The following is a 16893-nucleotide window of genomic DNA, read 5'->3' as shown; positions in this document are numbered from 1 at the left end:
TTCCCCCAGCAGCGGCAGGGCCGGTGAGCGGCCCTGCCTCAGCTCTGGTTGAAGAAGCCGTCCGTGCGGTGCGCGGCCGAGTCCCCGCTGATGATCTCCGTGTCGGCGGGGGTCAGCAGGAACACCCGGTTGGACACCCGGTCGATGGAACCCCGCAGGCCGAAGATCAGCCCGGCCGCGAAGTCGACGACACGCTTTGCGTCGCCGGCCTCCATGGCCGTGAGGTTCACGATCACCGGGACACCCTCGCGGAACAGCTCGCCGATGGCGCGGGCGTCCCGGAAGCTGTCCGGGGTGACCGTGCCGATCCGGCGGCCCTTCTCCTCGGCGACGTCCGTGGCCACCTTGACCCGCGGATCGGTGACCCAGGCCTCCCCGGGTTCGGTCCCTTCGGAGTATTCGTCGTCGTAGTAACGCTCGTCTTCGTTGTCGTCGACGAGCCCAAGCCAGGCACTTGCCTTGCGTACCGATCCCATGGACGCCTCCTCTCACAGCGGTCTTTCGTGCTTCCGCATCTCTATGGTCATCCATGATGCGGACGGTGCGCCAAGTGGATAGACGCCGCGCGGGGGGTTTGTGACGGTACTGGTGCACAGCGAATCCGTCGAGAGTCCATGTGTCCCAAGGGTCGTTTCACAAACGGCTGCTGACTGTGAGTGAAATATGATTCTTCACGGCGTACGGGTGATGACGGGGCGTACGGGTGAACGACGGGGCCGGTACGATGCCGCGAATCGCCGCAGTTCAACGCCGTACGCACCACGGGGGAATCGTCGTGTTCGGAATCGTCAGACCCTGCCGTCACCGGCTCACGGAGAGCCTCAAAACCCAGTGGATGGCGCATTTGTGCGGGCTGTGTCTCGCACTGCGCAAGGACCACGGACAGCTCGCGCGAGTGGTGACGAACTATGACGGGCTGCTGATATCGGTGTTGACGGAAGCTCAGACCGACGGGGAAAGCGGGGGAGCGGGACGCCGTACGGCGGGACCCTGTCCGTTGCGCGGAATGCGGACCGCGTCCGTCACACAGGGTGAGGGAGCGCGGCTCGCGGCCGCCGTCTCGCTGGTGCTCGCCTCGGCCAAGGTGCGTGACCATGTCGCCGACGGGGACGGGCTGCTGGGCCGCAGGCCGGTGGCGCTCGCCGCCCGCCGGGTGGCCACGAGCTGGGGCCGGGCGGCCGCGCGGACCGGTATGGACGTGGGGTTCGACACCGCCGTACTCGTCGACGCCGTGGACCGGCAGATCGGTGTCGAGGCGCTGGCGGGGCCGGGCACGCCGTTGCTGACGGTCACCGAACCCACCGAGACCGCGACGGCCGCCGCCTTCGCGCACACCGCGATCCTGGCCGGCCGCCCCGGCAACACCGAGCCGCTCGCCGAGGCCGGCCGCCTCTTCGGCCGGCTCGCGCATCTGCTGGACGCGGTGGAGGACCGGGAGGCCGACGCCGCTTCCGGTGCCTGGAACCCCCTCACCGCGACCGGGACATCCCTGGCGGAGGCCAGGCGGCTCGCCGACGACGCCGTACACGGGATACGGCTCGCGCTGCGCGAGGCCGAGTTCACGGACAGCGCGCTCGCGCACCAGTTGCTCGTGCATGAACTGCGGCGCTCGGTGGACCGGGCGTTCGGTGGGCCGTCCTCCTGCGGGCACCTGTCGGAGGAGGCCACCGCCGCCTTCGGGCCGCCCCGGCACGGTGGCCCGTACGCCCCGCGGGGGCCGCAGGCGCCGGGGAACCCCTACAGCGGCAGCCCCTTCGGCGGTGAGCCGCCCCGGCCCGGCAAGCGCGGGTTCTGGGCCGGGTGCGCCGTCGCGATCGGGTTGTGCTGCACCTGCAAGGTGTGCTGCGCCGACGAGTACGAAGGGCCGTGGTCGCGGCAGAAGCGGGAGGGGTGGTGCGGCAATTGCGACTGCGACTGCTGCGAGGCGTGCTCCTGCTGCGAGTGCGGTGAATGCTGCTCGTGCTGCGACTGCGGGCTGTGACAGACAGTCAACGCGTTTGCACTACGGGGTTCGCACCTCCGGAGGCGAGATCTCCGACCTGGTGATGGCCGAGCCCGTCGTCCCCCACTTCTTCAGGATCCTGGCGTACGTGCCGTCGGCGATCAGCTTGTTCACCGCCGCCTGGAAGGCGGGTGTCAGGCTGCTGCCCTTCTTGAAGGCGAAGCCGACGTCGAGGCGGTGGAACTCGTTGAGGAACGTCAGGCCCTGCTGGTGGGCGACGGCGTAGCGCAGGCCGTTGATCGTGGACATCACGATGTCGCTGCGGCCCTGCTGGAGCGAGGACCAGATCGCGCCCTGCTCGTTGTAGGTCTGCACCTTGTACGCCTTCTTGCCCGCGTCGGTGCACAGGCGCGTGTTCTCCTCCAGCGTGGCCTCGAAGGTGGTGCCCGCGCCGGTGGCGACGGTCAGGCCGCACAGCTGCTTCAGGTCGGTGACCTTGGTCAGCTTGCTGTCCTTGCGGGTGGCGAAGCCCTGGCCGTCGTTGATGTAGGTGACGAAGTCGATGGTCCTGCGGCGCTCGTCGGTCACGCCGAAGTTGCCGGCGCCGAGGTCGTACTTGCCGCTGTCGAGGGCCGGCAGGATCGCCTCGAAGCTCGCCTGCTCGGTCCGCAGCCTGATGCCGAGGACCTTGGCGACGGCTTCCGCGAAGTCGACGTCCTGGCCGGCCAGGGTCTTTCCGTCGTCAAGGATCGAGGTGCCGGGCGGCTGGCCGGAGACGCTGACGGCGATCGTGAGGCGGGTGGTGCCGGAGGGCAGCAGCTTTGCGGCTGTCTCGTCCTTCTTGAGGGCGGAGACGACGTCCGTGGCGGGGATCTGGTCGGCCTGGCCCGCGGCGGTGACGGCGGCGTCGTCCGAGCCGGAGCCGCAGGCGGTGAGGAGCAGGGTCGCCGCGGTGATGAGAACGAAGGGGGCAATAAGGCGATTTCGGGCACGCGTGGGGGTGTGCATCGGGTGCGGTCTCCTGAGGGCAGGCAAGAGTGAGGTAAGCGCGAGGGGAGGGGAGGGGTGCGCGTGTGAAGACGAAGCGAGGGAGAACGCGAGAAGCGCCCCGCTGGATCAGCGGATCAGGGCGCGCAGTGGGTCAGCTCAACAGGAGGAGGACCACACTCGACCGAAGTCGATGTGGGAGCGCTTGACCAGCCACTGCTGTGGATGCATGGGCCAAGTGGAACAGGCATTCGGTGGTGCGTCAACTGACGTGAGACGTACGGCTCACAGTCCGGACAGCCTTGACAGCGAGGGGAAACCGACCCGTACTCTCGATGGACGGCCCTGCTGAGGGGCTCGGCCGTACCCGCGCCGCAGTACCTGTGGTGCGCGCCCGTGTGAAGGCACCCACCCGAGTTCTACCGACTCGATGCCACGGAGCCTTCGCATGACCTCCGACACCCTTGCCCAAGCCCCCGCCGCCCCGGACGTACCGGAGCACGCGGACTCCCTCACGATCGTTCCGCAGCGCCGTCTCGGCCAGTGGACGGCCGCCGTCGCCGTACTGGCGTTGCTCGTCCTCGCCGTCACCTCCGTGGTGCGCAACGAGGCGTTCCAGTGGGGCGTGGTCGCCGACTACTTCACCTCCGACGCCGTGCTGCGCGGTCTGTGGCTCACCCTGTGGCTGACCGCCGTCGTCATGGTGCTCGGCTTCGCGCTGGGCACTGTGCTCGCCGCGGCCCGGCTGTCCGCCAACCCGGTGCTGAGAAGCGTCAGTTGGGGGTACGTCTGGCTGTTCCGGTCGATCCCGGTCCTGGTGCAGCTGCTCCTGTGGTTCAACATCGGGGCGCTGTACCCGCAGATCCTCGGCGTGAAGACGGTGGACCTGCTCGGTCCGGTCACCGTCGCGATCATCGGACTGACCCTGCACGAGGCCGCGTACGCCGCCGAGGTCGTGCGCGGCGGCATCCTCTCCGTGGACCGCGGGCAGATCGAGGCCGCGCAGGCGCTCGGGCTGAGCCGGTGGCGGCGCTGGCGGCGGATCGTGCTCCCGCAGGCGATGCGGTCCATCGTGCCGCCGGCCGGGAACATGCTGATCGGCACCCTCAAGGGCACCTCCATCGTCAGCATCATCGCGGTCCAGGACCTGCTGTACTCGGTGCAGTTGGTGTACCACCGCACCTACCAGGTCATCCCGCTGCTGATGGTGGCCACCGTCTGGTACACCGTCGTCACCTCGGTGCTCAGCCTCGGCCAGTACTACGTCGAGAAGCACTACGCGCGTGGTTCGGAGCGTGCCCGATGAGTGCGGACAGGCCCTCTGTCGTGATCGTCGGGGCCGGTCCGCGGGGGACCGGTCTGATCGAGCGGATCGCCGCCAACGCACCCGAGCTGTACACCGGTTCGGGCCTCGACATCCATCTCGTCGACCCGCATCCGCCGGGCGCCGGACGCATCTGGCGCGCGGCCCAGTCGCCGCTGCTGTGGATGAACTCGCACGCCGAGGACGTCACCATGTTCACCGACGAGACGGTCACCATGACCGGTCCCGTCGCCGAGGGCCCCACGCTGCACGAGTGGGCCGGCATCGACGGCCGCACCTTCGCGGACCGGCAGCTCCAGGGCGCGTACCTGAGCTGGTTCCACGAGCGGGCGGTCGCCGCCCTGCCGCCGTCCGTCACCGTCCACCACCACCCGCGCCGCGCCCTGCGGGTGTCCGGCCCCCGCGAGGGCCGCCAGCAGGTGTGGCTGGAAGGCCGGCCGCGTCCGCTCCCGGCCGACCTCGTGGTGCTCGCCCTCGGCCACCTCGACGCCGAACTCGACCCGGAGCAGGATGAGCTGGCCGCGTACGCCCGCGCTCATGGGCTCCTCCACCTCCCACCGGACTTCACCGCCGACACCGACCTGTCCCCGCTCGCGCCCGGCGAACCCGTCCTCGTCCGCGGCTTCGGCCTCGCCTTCGTCGACCTGATGGTGCTGCTCACCGAGGGCCGGGGCGGACGCCACGAGGGGGGCACGTACGTGCCGTCGGGACGGGAGCCGGTGCTGTACGTCGGATCGCGGCGCGGGGTGCCGTACCACTCGAAGATCGGCTACGACTGGACCGGTGACCGGCCGCCGCTGCCCCGGTTCCTCGGGCCCGCCGAGGTCGACGCGCTGCTCGCCCGGCCGGAGGGCTTCGACTTCCGGCGGGACGTGTGGCCGCTGGTCGAGAAGGAGCTGGGCTTCGCGCACTACCACCGGCTGTTCACGGTCCATCCCGAGCGGACGGCCCTCGACTGGAGCGTCTTCGAGGAGAAGTACGCGGCCACGGACGACCCGGCCGGGCGGGCGGCCCTCGTCGCGTCCGCGGTGCCCGACCCCGCCGACCGGCTCGACCTGGCCGCGCTGGACCGTCCGCTGGAGGGGGTGCGGTACGGCTCCTTCGACGAGCTCCAGGAGGGACTGCGTGACTATGTCGAGGATGACCTGAGCCGCAGTCATGATCCCGCGTACAGTCCCGACCTGGCGGTCTTCCTCGGACTGCTGTCCGTCTACGGCCAGTTGGTCCGGCTCGGGGACATCGGCCCCTGGTGGCACGGCTTCTTCAGCTATCTGGCCTCCGGACCGCCCGGTCCCCGGCTGCGGCAGATGCTCGCCCTGTCCCGTGCGGGCGTCCTGAAGTTCCTCGGCGCCGACCTGACCGTCGCCGCCGAGGACGGGGTGTTCCGGGCGTCGAGCCCGACCGTGCCGGGGTTCTCCGTCGAGGCCCGTGCGCTGGTCGAGGCGCGGCTGCCGGAGCCTACGGTCGGCCGGGCCCGCGACCCGCTGCTGCGCGCGTTGCACGCCGACGGGGCGGCCGAGACACCCGAGGGACTGCTCCGCGTGGACCCCGCCGACGGACGGATCCTGGACCGGGCCGGCCGGTCGCACCCCCGGCGCTTCGCGCTCGGCCCGTACACCGACGCCCGCACCCCCGGCGCGTTCACCCGCCCTCGCACCGGCGGCCCCGCGTTCCGGCAGAACGACGCGACGGCCCGGGCCACGCTGCTGTTCCTGCGCGAGCTCGCCGGCCGGGCGGCGGCCTGACCCGCCTGGTCATTCCTCCCTCACGTCCCTCACGTCTCACGCTCCCTTACGTCTCACGGCAAGGAATCCGCGATGACCGTCATGGTCGACATCAGGTCCGTCCACAAGAGCTTCGGCGCGCTGGACGTGCTCAAGGGCATCGACCTCGCCGTGCGCGCCGGCGAGGTCACCGTCATCCTGGGCCCGTCCGGCTCCGGCAAGTCCACGTTGCTGCGCACCATCAACCACTTGGAGAAGGTGGACCGGGGCGCGATCAGCGTGGACGGGACGCTGGTCGGCTACCGCCGCTCCGGCGACAGGCTGTACGAGCTTCCCGAGCGTGAGGTGCTGCGGCAGCGCACGCGCATCGGCTTCGTCTTCCAGAACTTCAACCTCTTCCCGCACCTGACCGTGCTGGACAACATCACCGAGGCGCCGGTGTCCGCGCTGAAGCGGCCCCGCAAGGAGGCCGTCGAGACCGCGCGCGGGCTGCTCGACCGGGTCGGCCTCGCCGACAAGGCCGACGCCTACCCGAAGCAGCTCTCCGGCGGACAGCAGCAGAGGGTGGCGATCGCCCGGGCGCTCGCGCTGGAGCCCCGCCTGCTGCTCTTCGACGAACCGACCTCCGCGCTCGACCCCGAGCTGGTCGGCGAAGTCCTCGACGTCATCAAGGACCTGGCCCACCAGGGCACCACGATGATCGTCGTCACCCACGAGATCGGCTTCGCCCGCGAGGTCGCCGACACGGTGGTGTTCATGGACGACGGACGGATCGTCGAGCAGGGCCCGCCCGCCGACGTCCTGGACCGGCCGGCGCACACCCGGACCCGCGCGTTCCTCTCCAAAGTGCTGTGAGCGCCGCCGCTCGCCGCAGAAAGGTTGCCCACATGACCTCATCGCACGGCCGGGGCCTGCTGCACCTGGCCGCCGCCGTCGACCAGCCGGCGGTGTACGACGCCGAGTCCTACGTCGAGCTGGCCCGGCTCGCCGAGCGCGGCGGCCTCGACTTCGTGACCCTGGACGACACCTTCGCCCGCCCGGGGCCCGACGCGCTCACCGTCCTGTCCCGGGTGGCGCCGGCCACCGGCCGGATCGGTCTGGTCCCCACCGTCACCACCACCCACACCGAGCCCTTCCACGTCCAGGCCGCCGTCGCCACCCTCGACTGGGTCAGCCGCGGCCGGGCCGGCTGGCGGATCGAGGTGTCGGCCACCGAGCAGGAGGCCCGCCTCTTCGGCCGCCGCCGTGCCGCGCCCGCCGACGCGCTGTGGCAGGAGGCCCGCGAAGTCGCCGACGTGGCCGCGAAGTTGTGGGACAGCTGGGAGGACGACGCCGAGATACGGGACGCGGCGACCGGCCGCTTCATCGACCGGGACAAACTGCACCACGTCGACTTCGCCGGTTCCGCCTTCTCGGTCAAGGGCCCCTCGATCGTGCCCCGGCCGCCCCAGGGCCACCCGGTCCGTGTGGTCGACGCGACGGAGGGACCCGCCCGGCAGACGGCGGCCGAGTACGCCGACGTGGTGCTCGTACGGGCCGTGAGCGCCGCGCACGCCGCCGCCGTACGCGATCAAGTGCGTGATTCAGCCCGGGAGTTCGGCCGCAACCCCGACGACCTGTGTGTTCTCGCGAGCCTCGTCGTCGACCTCGGCGACGGGGAGCACGCGGCCGAACCGGGCCACGGCGGAGGCGGCCCCCGGCCCACCGGGCAGGGCCCGCTGTACCGGGGCGGCCCCGTCGACCTCGCCGAGCTGATCGCCGCCTGGTACACGGACGGCACCGTCGACGGCTTCCACCTCACCCCCGTCGAGCCCCGCCGCGACCTGGAGCGCCTCGTCAACGGCACGGTGGCGCTGCTGCAGTACCGGGGCCTGTTCCGCACCTTCTACCCGGGCAGCACACTCCGCGAGCACCTGGGCCTGGCGCGGCCCGCCAACCAGTACGCCGGGACACACGCCGTGACAGGGGAGCGTCATGACCGTACGCCGTAAGGAAATTCATCTCGCCGCGCACTTCCCCGGCGTCAACAACACCACGGTGTGGACCGATCCGCGCTCGAAGTCACAGATCGAGTTCTCCTCCTTCGAACACCTCGCCCGCACCGCCGAACGCGGTCTGTTCGACTTCTTCTTCCTCGCCGAGGGGCTGCGGCTGCGCGAACACAAGGGTCGTCTCCACGACCTCGACGTGGTCGGCCGGCCCGAGTCGCTGACCGTGCTCAACGCGCTCGCCGCCGTCACCGACCGGCTCGGCCTCGCCGCCACGGTCAACGCCACCTTCAACGAGCCGTACGAACTCGCCCGCCGACTCGCCACCCTGGATCACCTCAGCGGCGGCCGGGCCGCCTGGAACGTGGTGACCTCCTCCGACGCCTTCACCGGCGAGAACTTCCGGCGCGGCGGATACCTCGACCGGGCCGACCGGTACGCGCGCGCCGCCGAGTTCGTCGCCACCGCACGGGAGCTGTGGGACTCCTGGACACCGGACGGCGTCTCCCGCCCCTTCGCGCACCGCGGCCCGCACTTCCACATCGCGGGCGAGTTCACCCTGCCGCGCTCCCCGCAGGGCCATCCGGTCGTGATCCAGGCGGGAGACTCGGACGAGGGGCGGGAGTTCGCCGCCGCCACCGCCGACGTGATCTTCACCCGGCACGGCACCCTGGAGGCCGGGCGTGCCTTCTACGCCGATGTGAAGAGACGTCTGGAGAAGTACGGGCGCGGCCCCGACGACCTGAAGATCATGCCCGGGGTCACCGTCGTCCTCGGCGACACCGCCGGCGAGGCGCAGGAGCGAGCCGCCGGGATCCGCCGGCAGCAGGTCTCCCCGCGGAACGCCATCCTCACGCTGGAGCAGATCTGGGGCGTCGACCTGTCCTCGTACGATCCGGACGGGCCGCTGCCCGAGATCGATCCGGTGCCGGAGCCGTCGCTCACCCAGGGGCGGACCCGGCACGGCGACAACGTGGCGATCGCGGAGAAGTGGCGGGCGTTGTCGAAGGAGAAGGGGCTGTCCATCCGGCAGACCGTGATCGAGGCGAGCGCCCGGCAGTCCTTCATCGGCACGCCGGAGGCGGTCGCCGCCGAACTCGAGACGTTCGTACGCCGGGACGCCGCCGACGGCTTCGTCCTCGTCCCGCACCTCACCCCGGGCGGGCTCGACGAGTTCGTGGACCGGGTGGTGCCACTGCTCCAGGAACGCGGCGCGTTCCGCACGGAATACGAAGGCACCACCCTGCGCTCCCACCTCGGGCTGTCCGGCCCGGAGGGGAAGGGGTGACCGGAATGGAAGGGTTGATCACATGACCGCCGACGCATCCGACGCATCCGACGCATGGAAGCAGTGGCACGAGCACCGTACCGAGACCGTGTCGGCGCCCTACGGCCCCCTCGCGCTCGCCGGCACCTACTGGCTGGAGGACTATCCGGACGGTCGACTTCCGGACATGCCGGGGACGTGGACCGTCGACGGCGACGCGGTGCGGCTGACGGCCGCCGAGGAGGCGGACGGGCTGAGCGTGGACGGCCTGAGCGTGGACGGACAGCCCTTCAGCGGCGAGGTGCGGCTCACGGCCGATGCCGGACCCGCGGCCGCCGCCCGGGTCGGGTACGGCGAGCGCCGGTTGGTGGTGCTGGTGCGTGAGGGCGTGTGGGGCGTACGCGACTTCGACCCCGCCTCCCCGGCGCGCGAGACGTTCCGGGGCATCGAGGCCACGCCCTACGATCCTGGCTGGTCGGTGCCGGGGCGCTTCACGCCGTACGACGAGGACCGCACCGTACGCGTCGAGAACGCGGACGGACGGGCGCGTGGCCTGGGCCTCGGCGGGGAGCTGGCCTTCCGCCTGGCCGGACGGGAGTTGACACTCCAGGTGACGGTCCAGGGCGACGGCTCGCTGTGGGCGGTTTTCGGCGATGCCACGAGCGGGGACAGCAGCTACCGGTTCCGGTTCCTGCGGCCCGCCGCGCCGGACGCCGAGGGCCGCACCACGGTCGACTTCAACCGTGCGCTGCTGCCGCCGTGCGCGTTCGCCGACCACTTCGTCTGCCCTTTCCCGCCGCCCGGGAACACCCTGGCCGTCGCGGTCGAGGCGGGTGAACGGAACCTGATCTGAAGGCGGTTCCCACGGGATCGCAAAGATCGTTCAAAGGTTGGCGGCCGAAAGGCACCCTTGCGCCGACCGTCCGTTCGGCCGAATACTCCCTTCACAGCGCTTGTCAGGGGCACGGCGTATCCGGGGAATCCGGGAGGCCGCGCTCCGGGCTGCGCCTCACGGGCCCACACCCCACGAGGGCCCCCGACTTCCCCTGTGGAGGAACGAAAAGTGAGGATCAAGCGCACCACCCCTCGCAGCGGCATTTCGAGACGGATCCGGCTGACCGCCGTCACCACCGGTCTCGTGGCCGCCGCCGCCATCGCGGTCCCCAACGCGAACGCGTCCGACACCCCCACCGCCTTCAGCGCCTCCGAGCTCAAGAGCGTGAGCAACTCGGTGCTCAAGGCTGACATCCCGGGCACCGCCTGGGCCGTCGACAGCAAGACCAACCGTGTGGTGCTCACCGCCGACAGCACGGTCTCCCAGGCCGAGATCGCCAAGATCAAGCAGCAGGCCGGCGCCGACGCCGACGCGCTGACGATCAAGCGGACGAACGGCAAGTTCCAGAAGTACATCGCGGGCGGCGACGCCATCTATGCGAGTAGCTGGCGCTGCTCCCTCGGCTTCAACGTCCGTGACAGCGCGGGCAACTACTACTTCCTGACCGCCGGTCACTGCACCGACGGTGCGGGCACGTGGTGGTCGAACTCCTCCCACACCACCACGCTCGGCTCCACGGCGGGCTCCAGCTTCCCGACCAACGACTACGGCATCGTGCGCTACACGAACTCGTCGGTCACCAAGTCGGGCACGGCCGGCAACACGGACATCACCAGCGCCGGCACCCCGAGCGTGGGTACCACCGTCACCCGTGACGGGTCGACCACCGGTATCCACAGCGGCCGGGTCACCGCCCTCAACGCGACCGTCAACTACGGTGGCGGCGACGTCGTCTACGGCATGATCCAGACCACGGTCTGCGCCGAGCCCGGCGACTCCGGCGGTTCGCTCTACGGCACCAACGGTGTCGCCTACGGCCTGACCTCCGGCGGCAGCGGCAACTGCTCCTCCGGCGGCACGACCTTCTTCCAGCCGGTCGTGGAGGCCCTGAACGCCTACGGCGTCAGCGTCTTCTAGTCGCTCGCCCCGGCCTTCGGCCGGCAGCGGACGAGCCCCCGCACGCAACCGCCGTGCGGGGGCTCGCCCTTGTTCCGCACCGGGGTTACCGTCGACGTACAGGCGGTCACGTCGGACCCTGGGGGCCGTGATGGTCGAGGAGCTGGTGGCGGCGGGAGTGACGCTCGCGTCCGCCGGAGCGGTGTACGTGATGGCGGCGGCACGGGTCGTCAAGCAGTACGAACGGGGTGTGGTCTTCCGGCTCGGAAAGCTCCGGCCGGAGGTGCGCGGGCCGGGGTTCACCCTGATCGTCCCGGGCATCGACAAGCTCCGCAAGGTCAACATGCAGATCGTGACGATGCCGGTGCCCGCGCAGGAGGGCATCACCCGGGACAACGTCACGGTACGGGTGGACGCCGTCGTCTACTTCAAGGTGACCGCGCCGGCCGAGGCGGTGGTCCGGGTGGAGGACTACCGGTTCGCCGTAGCGCAGATGGCGCAGACCTCGCTCAGGTCCATCATCGGCAAGAGCGAGCTGGACGATCTGCTCTCCAACCGGGAAACGCTCAACCAGGGGCTGGAGTTGATGATCGACAGCCCGGCCGTGGAGTGGGGCGTCACCATCGACCGGGTCGAGATCAAGGACGTCTCGCTGCCGGAGACCATGAAGCGGTCCATGGCCCGCCAGGCGGAGGCCGACCGGGAGCGGCGGGCCCGGGTCATCAACGCCGACGCCGAACTCCAGGCGTCGAAGAAGCTCGCCGAGGCCGCCAAGGAGATGTCCGAGCAGCCGGCCGCGCTGCAACTGCGGCTGCTGCAGACGGTGGTGGCGGTGGCCGCCGAGAAGAACTCGACGCTGGTGCTGCCGTTCCCGGTGGAGCTGCTGCGGTTCCTGGAGAAGGCGCAGCAGCCGGTGCCGCAGATGCCCGCTCCGGCACAACAACCGGGGCCTCAGATGCCTGCTCCGGCACAACAACCGGGGTCGCAGATGCCCGCTCCGGCGCTGCAGCCGCTGCAGCCTTCGGTGCCGCAATCGGCACAGCAACCGGTGCAGGAGCAACTTCCGCCTCTCGCACCTCGCTTGGAGCCGGACTCGGAGGGGTCGGTTTCAAGACAGGACTAGTCCTCACGGGCTGAGCGGAGTTACTCGCGCGTAGTGTTTGCTGCGCGAACGACCCGAGGTGACCGTGGACTGTCAAAAATAGAGGGGCGCGCAACCGTGTTCTACGCGCGTCCTGAAGTCGGCCTTGTGTGCCCCCTGTGGGGTTCGGAAGAGTGGTCGCTCGTCAACCAGCCTTCCGGTCCGCGAGGCCCCACACCCACCGGACCGACCCCCCACAGGAGGACGCGAGTTGAAGCACCGACGCATACCCGGGCGGCGGGCCGCCGTGGCAGGTGCGGGCATCGCCGCACTGGTCGCCGCGGGAGTCACCTTCCAGACTGCGAACGCGAGCGAGCCGGCGAAGTCCCCGGCGCCCGAGACCCTCTCGGCCCTGGCGGCCGGAAAGCTCGCCTCGACGCTCGGCCAGGACCTCGGCGCCGACGCGGCGGGAACGTTCTACGACGCGAAGAGCGGAAGCCTCGTGGTCAACGTGCTCGACGAGGCCGCGGCGAAGACCGTCGAGGCGGCCGGCGCCAAGGCCAGACTCGTCGAGAACTCCCTCGCCGAACTGAAGAGCGCCCGCGGCACCCTCAAGCAGGACGCCACCATCCCCGGCACCGCCTGGGTGACCGACCCGACCACCAACAAGGTCGTCGTCACCGCCGACCGCACGGTCTCCGACGCCGAGTGGGCGAAGCTGACCGAGGTCGTCGGCGGACTCGGTGCCACCGCCGAACTCCAGCGCTCGAAGGGGGAGTTCAAGCCCCTCATCGCGGGCGGCGACGCCATCACCGGAAGCGGCGGACGCTGCTCGCTCGGCTTCAACGTGGTCAAGGGCGGCGAACCGTACTTCATCACGGCCGGGCACTGCACGGAGGCGATCTCCAGCTGGTCGGACTCCAGCGGCAACGCGATCGGCACGAACGAGCAGTCGAGCTTCCCCGACAACGACTACGGCCTGGTCAAGTACACCGCCGACGTGGCCCACCCGAGCGAGGTGGACCTCTACGACGGCTCCACCCAGAAGATCACGGGAGCGGCCGAGGCCACCGTCGGCATGAAGGTCACCCGCAGCGGCTCCACCACCCAGGTGCACAGCGGCACGGTCACCGGTCTGGACGCCACCGTGAACTACGGCAACGGCGACATCGTCAATGGCCTGATCCAGACCGACGTCTGCGCCGAGCCCGGCGACAGCGGCGGTTCGCTCTTCTCCGGCAGCGACGCCATCGGCCTCACCTCCGGCGGCAGCGGCGACTGCACCTCGGGTGGCGAGACCTTCTTCCAGCCGGTCACCGAGGCCCTCTCGGCCTTCGGCGCCCAGATCGGCTGACAGCCACCAGGCAGCCATGACCGCACCGTAGGAAAGTACGGACGGCACGACGTGAAAGTCCCGTCACTCACGTGAGTGACGGGACTTTCACGTTGCAATTGCGCCGCTTCCTCCGGGGATGTGACGGTGCAGCGCCTGGTCGGGCCGTGGTCCAAACGCTTCCTGAGCGTGCGGCGCGCGTCGCTGCCCGACATCGACATCGACGTGGAGCCCGCCCGACGGCTGGAGTGCTAGGACGCGATCTTCGACCGGTTCGGCAAGGAGCGGGTCGCGGTCACCGCCAGGCCCGAGACCTACCGGGCCCGCCGGGCCCTGCGCTTCCCTGTCACGTTCTGCACGTTGAGCTCATGGGTCGTTGAGTCGGCACTGTCCTGAGGCTGAGACGGAGCGAGAGTCCATCGCATCCTGGTCTGCCGTTCAGGTCGTCGGCTGCGGCGCAGTACCCTGACCTTCCAAACAGACTGAGTCCGGGGACCCGGCTGATGGGGGGACCGTGGGGCTCATCGGTCGGGATGATCAGCTGGATCTGTTGGGTCGGCTGCTGGCCGAGCCGCGGAGCCACGGCGGGGCGGTGCTGGTGCGCGGGGCGCCCGGCATCGGGAAGACGGCGTTGCTCGCCGAGACCGCCGCCCTTGCCGAGGGGCTCGGCTACCGGGTTCTGCGCACGAGCGGTGTCGAGGCCGAGAGCGACATTCCCTATGCCGGCTTGCAGTTCGTCCTGCGTCCTTTGGCCGCAGGAGCCGCTGAGCTCGCCGCGCCGCACCGGCAGGCCCTGGACGCCGCTCTCGGGCACGCCGGAGCCGGTGTCCCCGGCGTCTTCCTGGTCGGTCTGGCGGTTCTCAACCTTCTGGCCGACGCGGCCGCGGTGGCGCCGGTGCTGGTCTTGGTCGACGACGTCCAGTGGCTCGACGACGCCACCGCCAGTGTCCTGGCCTTCGTGGCGCGCAGGGTCGGCACGGAGCCGGTGGTCGTGGTGGGAGCCGCGCGCGAGGGCTACCGGTCGCGTTTGAACTCCGAAGAACTCACCTCCGTGATCCTGGGCCCGCTCACGGACGGGCAGGCCGCGGAACTCCTGGCGGACAGCGCCCCGGATCTGCGGCCGACCGTGCATCGCCGACTGCTGGCCGAGGCTGCCGGGAACCCCTTGGCCCTGACCGAGCTCTCCCGCACTCTCGGCGCGTCGGCCGATCCGCACCTGTCCCAACTGCCTCTCACCGAGAGGCTCGAACGGGCCTTCACCGACCGCCTGGAGACCCTGCCGGACATCACCCGCAGTCTGCTGCGGATCGCGGCGCTCAACGACAGTTCGTCGCTCCCCGAGATCTACCGCGCGACCGGGCAGTTCACCGGCGCGACGGCCGGAAGTGCGGAACTCGACCCGGCCGTGCGCGCCCGGCTCGTCCGAGTCGTCGGTACGGAACTGAGTTTCGGGCATCCGCTGATGCGGTCGGCGATCCACCAGACCATGCCCACCGGCGTCCGTCACGCCGCACACGCGGCACTCGCTGCTGTGCTCGACGAACATCCCGACCGGCAGCTGCGTCACCGGGCCGCCGCGGCCGACGCCCCGGAGGAGACGGTTGCCGCCGCATTGGAGGACGCCGCTCACCGGGCCGCACGCCGTGGCGGCATCGCGGCGGCCGTCACGGCCCTCGAACAGGCCGCCGCGCTCAGCGAGGACGCCGGCCGCCGAGCGGAACGGCTGTTGCGTGCCGCCGACTTCGCCGTCGAGCTCGGGCGGGCCGAGACCGTGACCCGGCTGCTGGACCAGGCGCTCACCGGGCCGTTGTCACGGCGGCAGCACGCCACGGTCGTCTGGCTGCGCGGCAGCTTCGACGAGGGATTGCACAGCCACTCATCAGGAGCCATCTCCTTGACGGCCCTCGCCGAGGAGATGGCCACGGAGGACCGTGTGCTGGCGTTGCGGATCCTGTGGAGCGCGGCGCAGTTGTGCTTCTGGTCGGAACCGGGCCCTGAGGGCCGCCGCACGGTCCTGCAGGCCGTGGAGCGGATGGAGCTCGACGAACTCGATCCGTGGCGCCTGGCCATCTGCGCCTACGCCGCGCCGGTCGACCGTGGCGTCTTCGTCCTGGACCGGGCCCGGCACGTCGCCCTGAAGGAGGGCGACGACGGCCGCGCCTACCGCATGCTCAGCACCGCCTCGCTCCTCGTCGGCGGTTTCGACCTGGCGCGGGCGTTCTCCACGGCCGGCGGCGCGCCGCTGCGTGCCCAGGGACGTCTGGGGCTGTTGGCCCGGACGGTCGGCGCGGACGCGTGGAGTGCTCTCGTGGTCGGGGACCTGGGCGCGGCGATCGCCTCGACCGAGGAGTCACGGAGGCTGGCGCGCGAAACCAGCCAGACGATGATGTACGCGTTGATGACCGCCACCGCTGCCAAGCTGGCCGCGCTGCGCGGTGAGCTGGATTCCGCTCTGGAGCTGGCCGAGGAGGCGGAGGAGATCGGCCTGCCGGCCGGGGCACGTCCGGTGCTGGCCACCGCGTCGATGGCACGCGGGCTGGCCGCGCTGGGCGCGGGGCGGTTCGAGGAGGCCTTCGGCCATCTCCGCCGGCTTCACGATCCGGCGGATCCCGCGTTCCAGGTCGCCCTGCGGTTGACGGCCGTAGGTGACCTTGTCGACGCGGCGGCGCGCTGCGGGCGGCTGGAGGCCGTGCTTCCGATCGTGGCGGAGCTGGAGGAGGTCGCCACGGTGACCTCCGCGCCGGTGCTGCACGCCGAACTGCGGCTGGTCCGGGCCCTGCTGGCGCTCGACGAAGACGCCGACTCGCTCTTCGCGGCCGCGTTGGGCGCCGACCTCAGTGCCTGGCCGCTGATCAGGGCCCGGACCCACCTGGTCTACGGCGAATGGCTCCGGCGCCGACGGCGCAGCGTCGAGTCCCGCGACCATCTCCGTGCCGCCCGCGACATGTTCGACGCGCTCGGGGCGATCCCGTGGGGGGAGAGAGCCCGCCGGGAACTGCGTGCCGCGGGTGAGGCCAGCCGCCGCCGGGCCCCGGACGCGCGGGACCAGCTGACCGCCCACGAGCTGCAGATCGTCCAGCTCGCCGCCGACGGGCTGACCAACCGCGAGATAGGCCAGCGGCTCTACCTGTCGCACCGTACCGTCAGCTCACATCTCCACCGGATCTTCCCCAAGCTGGGCGTGGTCTCGCGCGCCGAGCTGCGGATGGCGGTCAGCGCACTGCGTTGAACCACCGTCACATGACGCTCGCTTCCGGTGGCGCGGCGCTCCTAGCGTTCCCCATGTCAGGACCTCG

At 70.8% G+C, this 16893-nt stretch carries 13 protein-coding genes; 11 read left to right on the top strand and 2 right to left on the bottom strand.

Annotated elements, in window-relative coordinates:
- Positions 1–38: 38 nt before the first annotated feature.
- A complete protein-coding gene (locus ACIBK3_RS33775; RefSeq protein ID WP_399371288.1) occupies positions 39–476 on the bottom strand; it encodes a cell division protein SepF in 438 nt (145 codons plus the stop codon).
- 299 nt (positions 477–775) lie between these two features.
- Here ACIBK3_RS33775 and ACIBK3_RS33770 point away from each other — a divergent pair, with 299 nt between their 5' ends.
- The gene (locus tag ACIBK3_RS33770) at positions 776–1981 is read left to right on the top strand and encodes a DUF5685 family protein (protein WP_399371287.1); all 1206 of its coding nucleotides are present in this window, start codon (positions 776–778) and stop codon (positions 1979–1981) included.
- 21 nt (positions 1982–2002) lie between these two features.
- Here ACIBK3_RS33770 and ACIBK3_RS33765 read toward each other — a convergent pair whose 3' ends face one another.
- Entirely contained in the window at positions 2003–2950 is a 948-nt protein-coding gene (locus tag ACIBK3_RS33765) for an ABC transporter substrate-binding protein (RefSeq protein WP_399371285.1), read from the bottom strand.
- A gap of 427 nt (positions 2951–3377) precedes the next feature.
- Between ACIBK3_RS33765 and ACIBK3_RS33760 the strand changes: the two genes are divergently transcribed.
- The 10 genes from ACIBK3_RS33760 (at position 3378) to ACIBK3_RS33715 (ending at position 16826) form a co-directional block, all read left to right on the top strand.
- Positions 3378–4235, top strand: a complete 858-nt coding sequence (locus ACIBK3_RS33760; RefSeq protein ID WP_399371284.1) for an amino acid ABC transporter permease — start codon at positions 3378–3380, stop codon at positions 4233–4235.
- Complete coding sequence (locus ACIBK3_RS33755; protein ID WP_399371283.1) at positions 4232–5998, top strand: FAD/NAD(P)-binding protein; 1767 nt, start codon at positions 4232–4234, stop codon at positions 5996–5998. The genes ACIBK3_RS33760 and ACIBK3_RS33755 overlap by 4 nt, the downstream gene beginning before the upstream one ends.
- A gap of 72 nt (positions 5999–6070) precedes the next feature.
- Positions 6071–6832, top strand: coding sequence for an amino acid ABC transporter ATP-binding protein (locus tag ACIBK3_RS33750; RefSeq protein ID WP_399371282.1), 762 nt, complete (start codon positions 6071–6073; stop codon positions 6830–6832).
- Between the two features lie 32 nt (positions 6833–6864).
- Positions 6865–7968 carry an LLM class flavin-dependent oxidoreductase gene (locus ACIBK3_RS33745; RefSeq protein ID WP_399371280.1) on the top strand — a complete coding sequence of 368 codons (1104 nt, stop codon included), beginning with the start codon at positions 6865–6867 and terminating at the stop codon, positions 7966–7968.
- Positions 7952–9253: an NtaA/DmoA family FMN-dependent monooxygenase gene (locus ACIBK3_RS33740; RefSeq protein WP_399371279.1), complete on the top strand. Its 1302-nt coding sequence runs from the start codon at positions 7952–7954 to the stop codon at positions 9251–9253. Before ACIBK3_RS33745 ends, ACIBK3_RS33740 begins: the two co-directional genes overlap by 17 nt.
- A gap of 22 nt (positions 9254–9275) precedes the next feature.
- On the top strand, positions 9276–10085 hold the full coding sequence (locus ACIBK3_RS33735) for a DUF1684 domain-containing protein (RefSeq protein ID WP_399371277.1): 810 nt from the start codon (positions 9276–9278) through the stop codon (positions 10083–10085).
- Between the two features lie 210 nt (positions 10086–10295).
- On the top strand, positions 10296–11204 hold the full coding sequence (locus ACIBK3_RS33730; RefSeq protein ID WP_399371276.1) for a S1 family peptidase: 909 nt from the start codon (positions 10296–10298) through the stop codon (positions 11202–11204).
- 130 nt (positions 11205–11334) lie between these two features.
- Positions 11335–12306, top strand: a complete 972-nt coding sequence (locus ACIBK3_RS33725) for an SPFH domain-containing protein (RefSeq protein WP_399371361.1) — start codon at positions 11335–11337, stop codon at positions 12304–12306.
- 229 nt (positions 12307–12535) lie between these two features.
- Entirely contained in the window at positions 12536–13618 is a 1083-nt protein-coding gene (locus ACIBK3_RS33720) for a S1 family peptidase (protein ID WP_399371274.1), read from the top strand.
- 493 nt (positions 13619–14111) lie between these two features.
- Positions 14112–16826, top strand: a complete 2715-nt coding sequence (locus tag ACIBK3_RS33715) for an ATP-binding protein (RefSeq protein ID WP_399371272.1) — start codon at positions 14112–14114, stop codon at positions 16824–16826.
- Positions 16827–16893: the final 67 nt, after the last annotated feature.

Origin of the sequence: Streptomyces sp. NPDC050287 (genome assembly GCF_044459385.1) — a bacterium.
Classification (GTDB): Bacteria; Actinomycetota; Actinomycetes; order Streptomycetales; family Streptomycetaceae; genus Streptomyces.
This window is presented reverse-complemented; position numbering and strand designations above follow the sequence as displayed.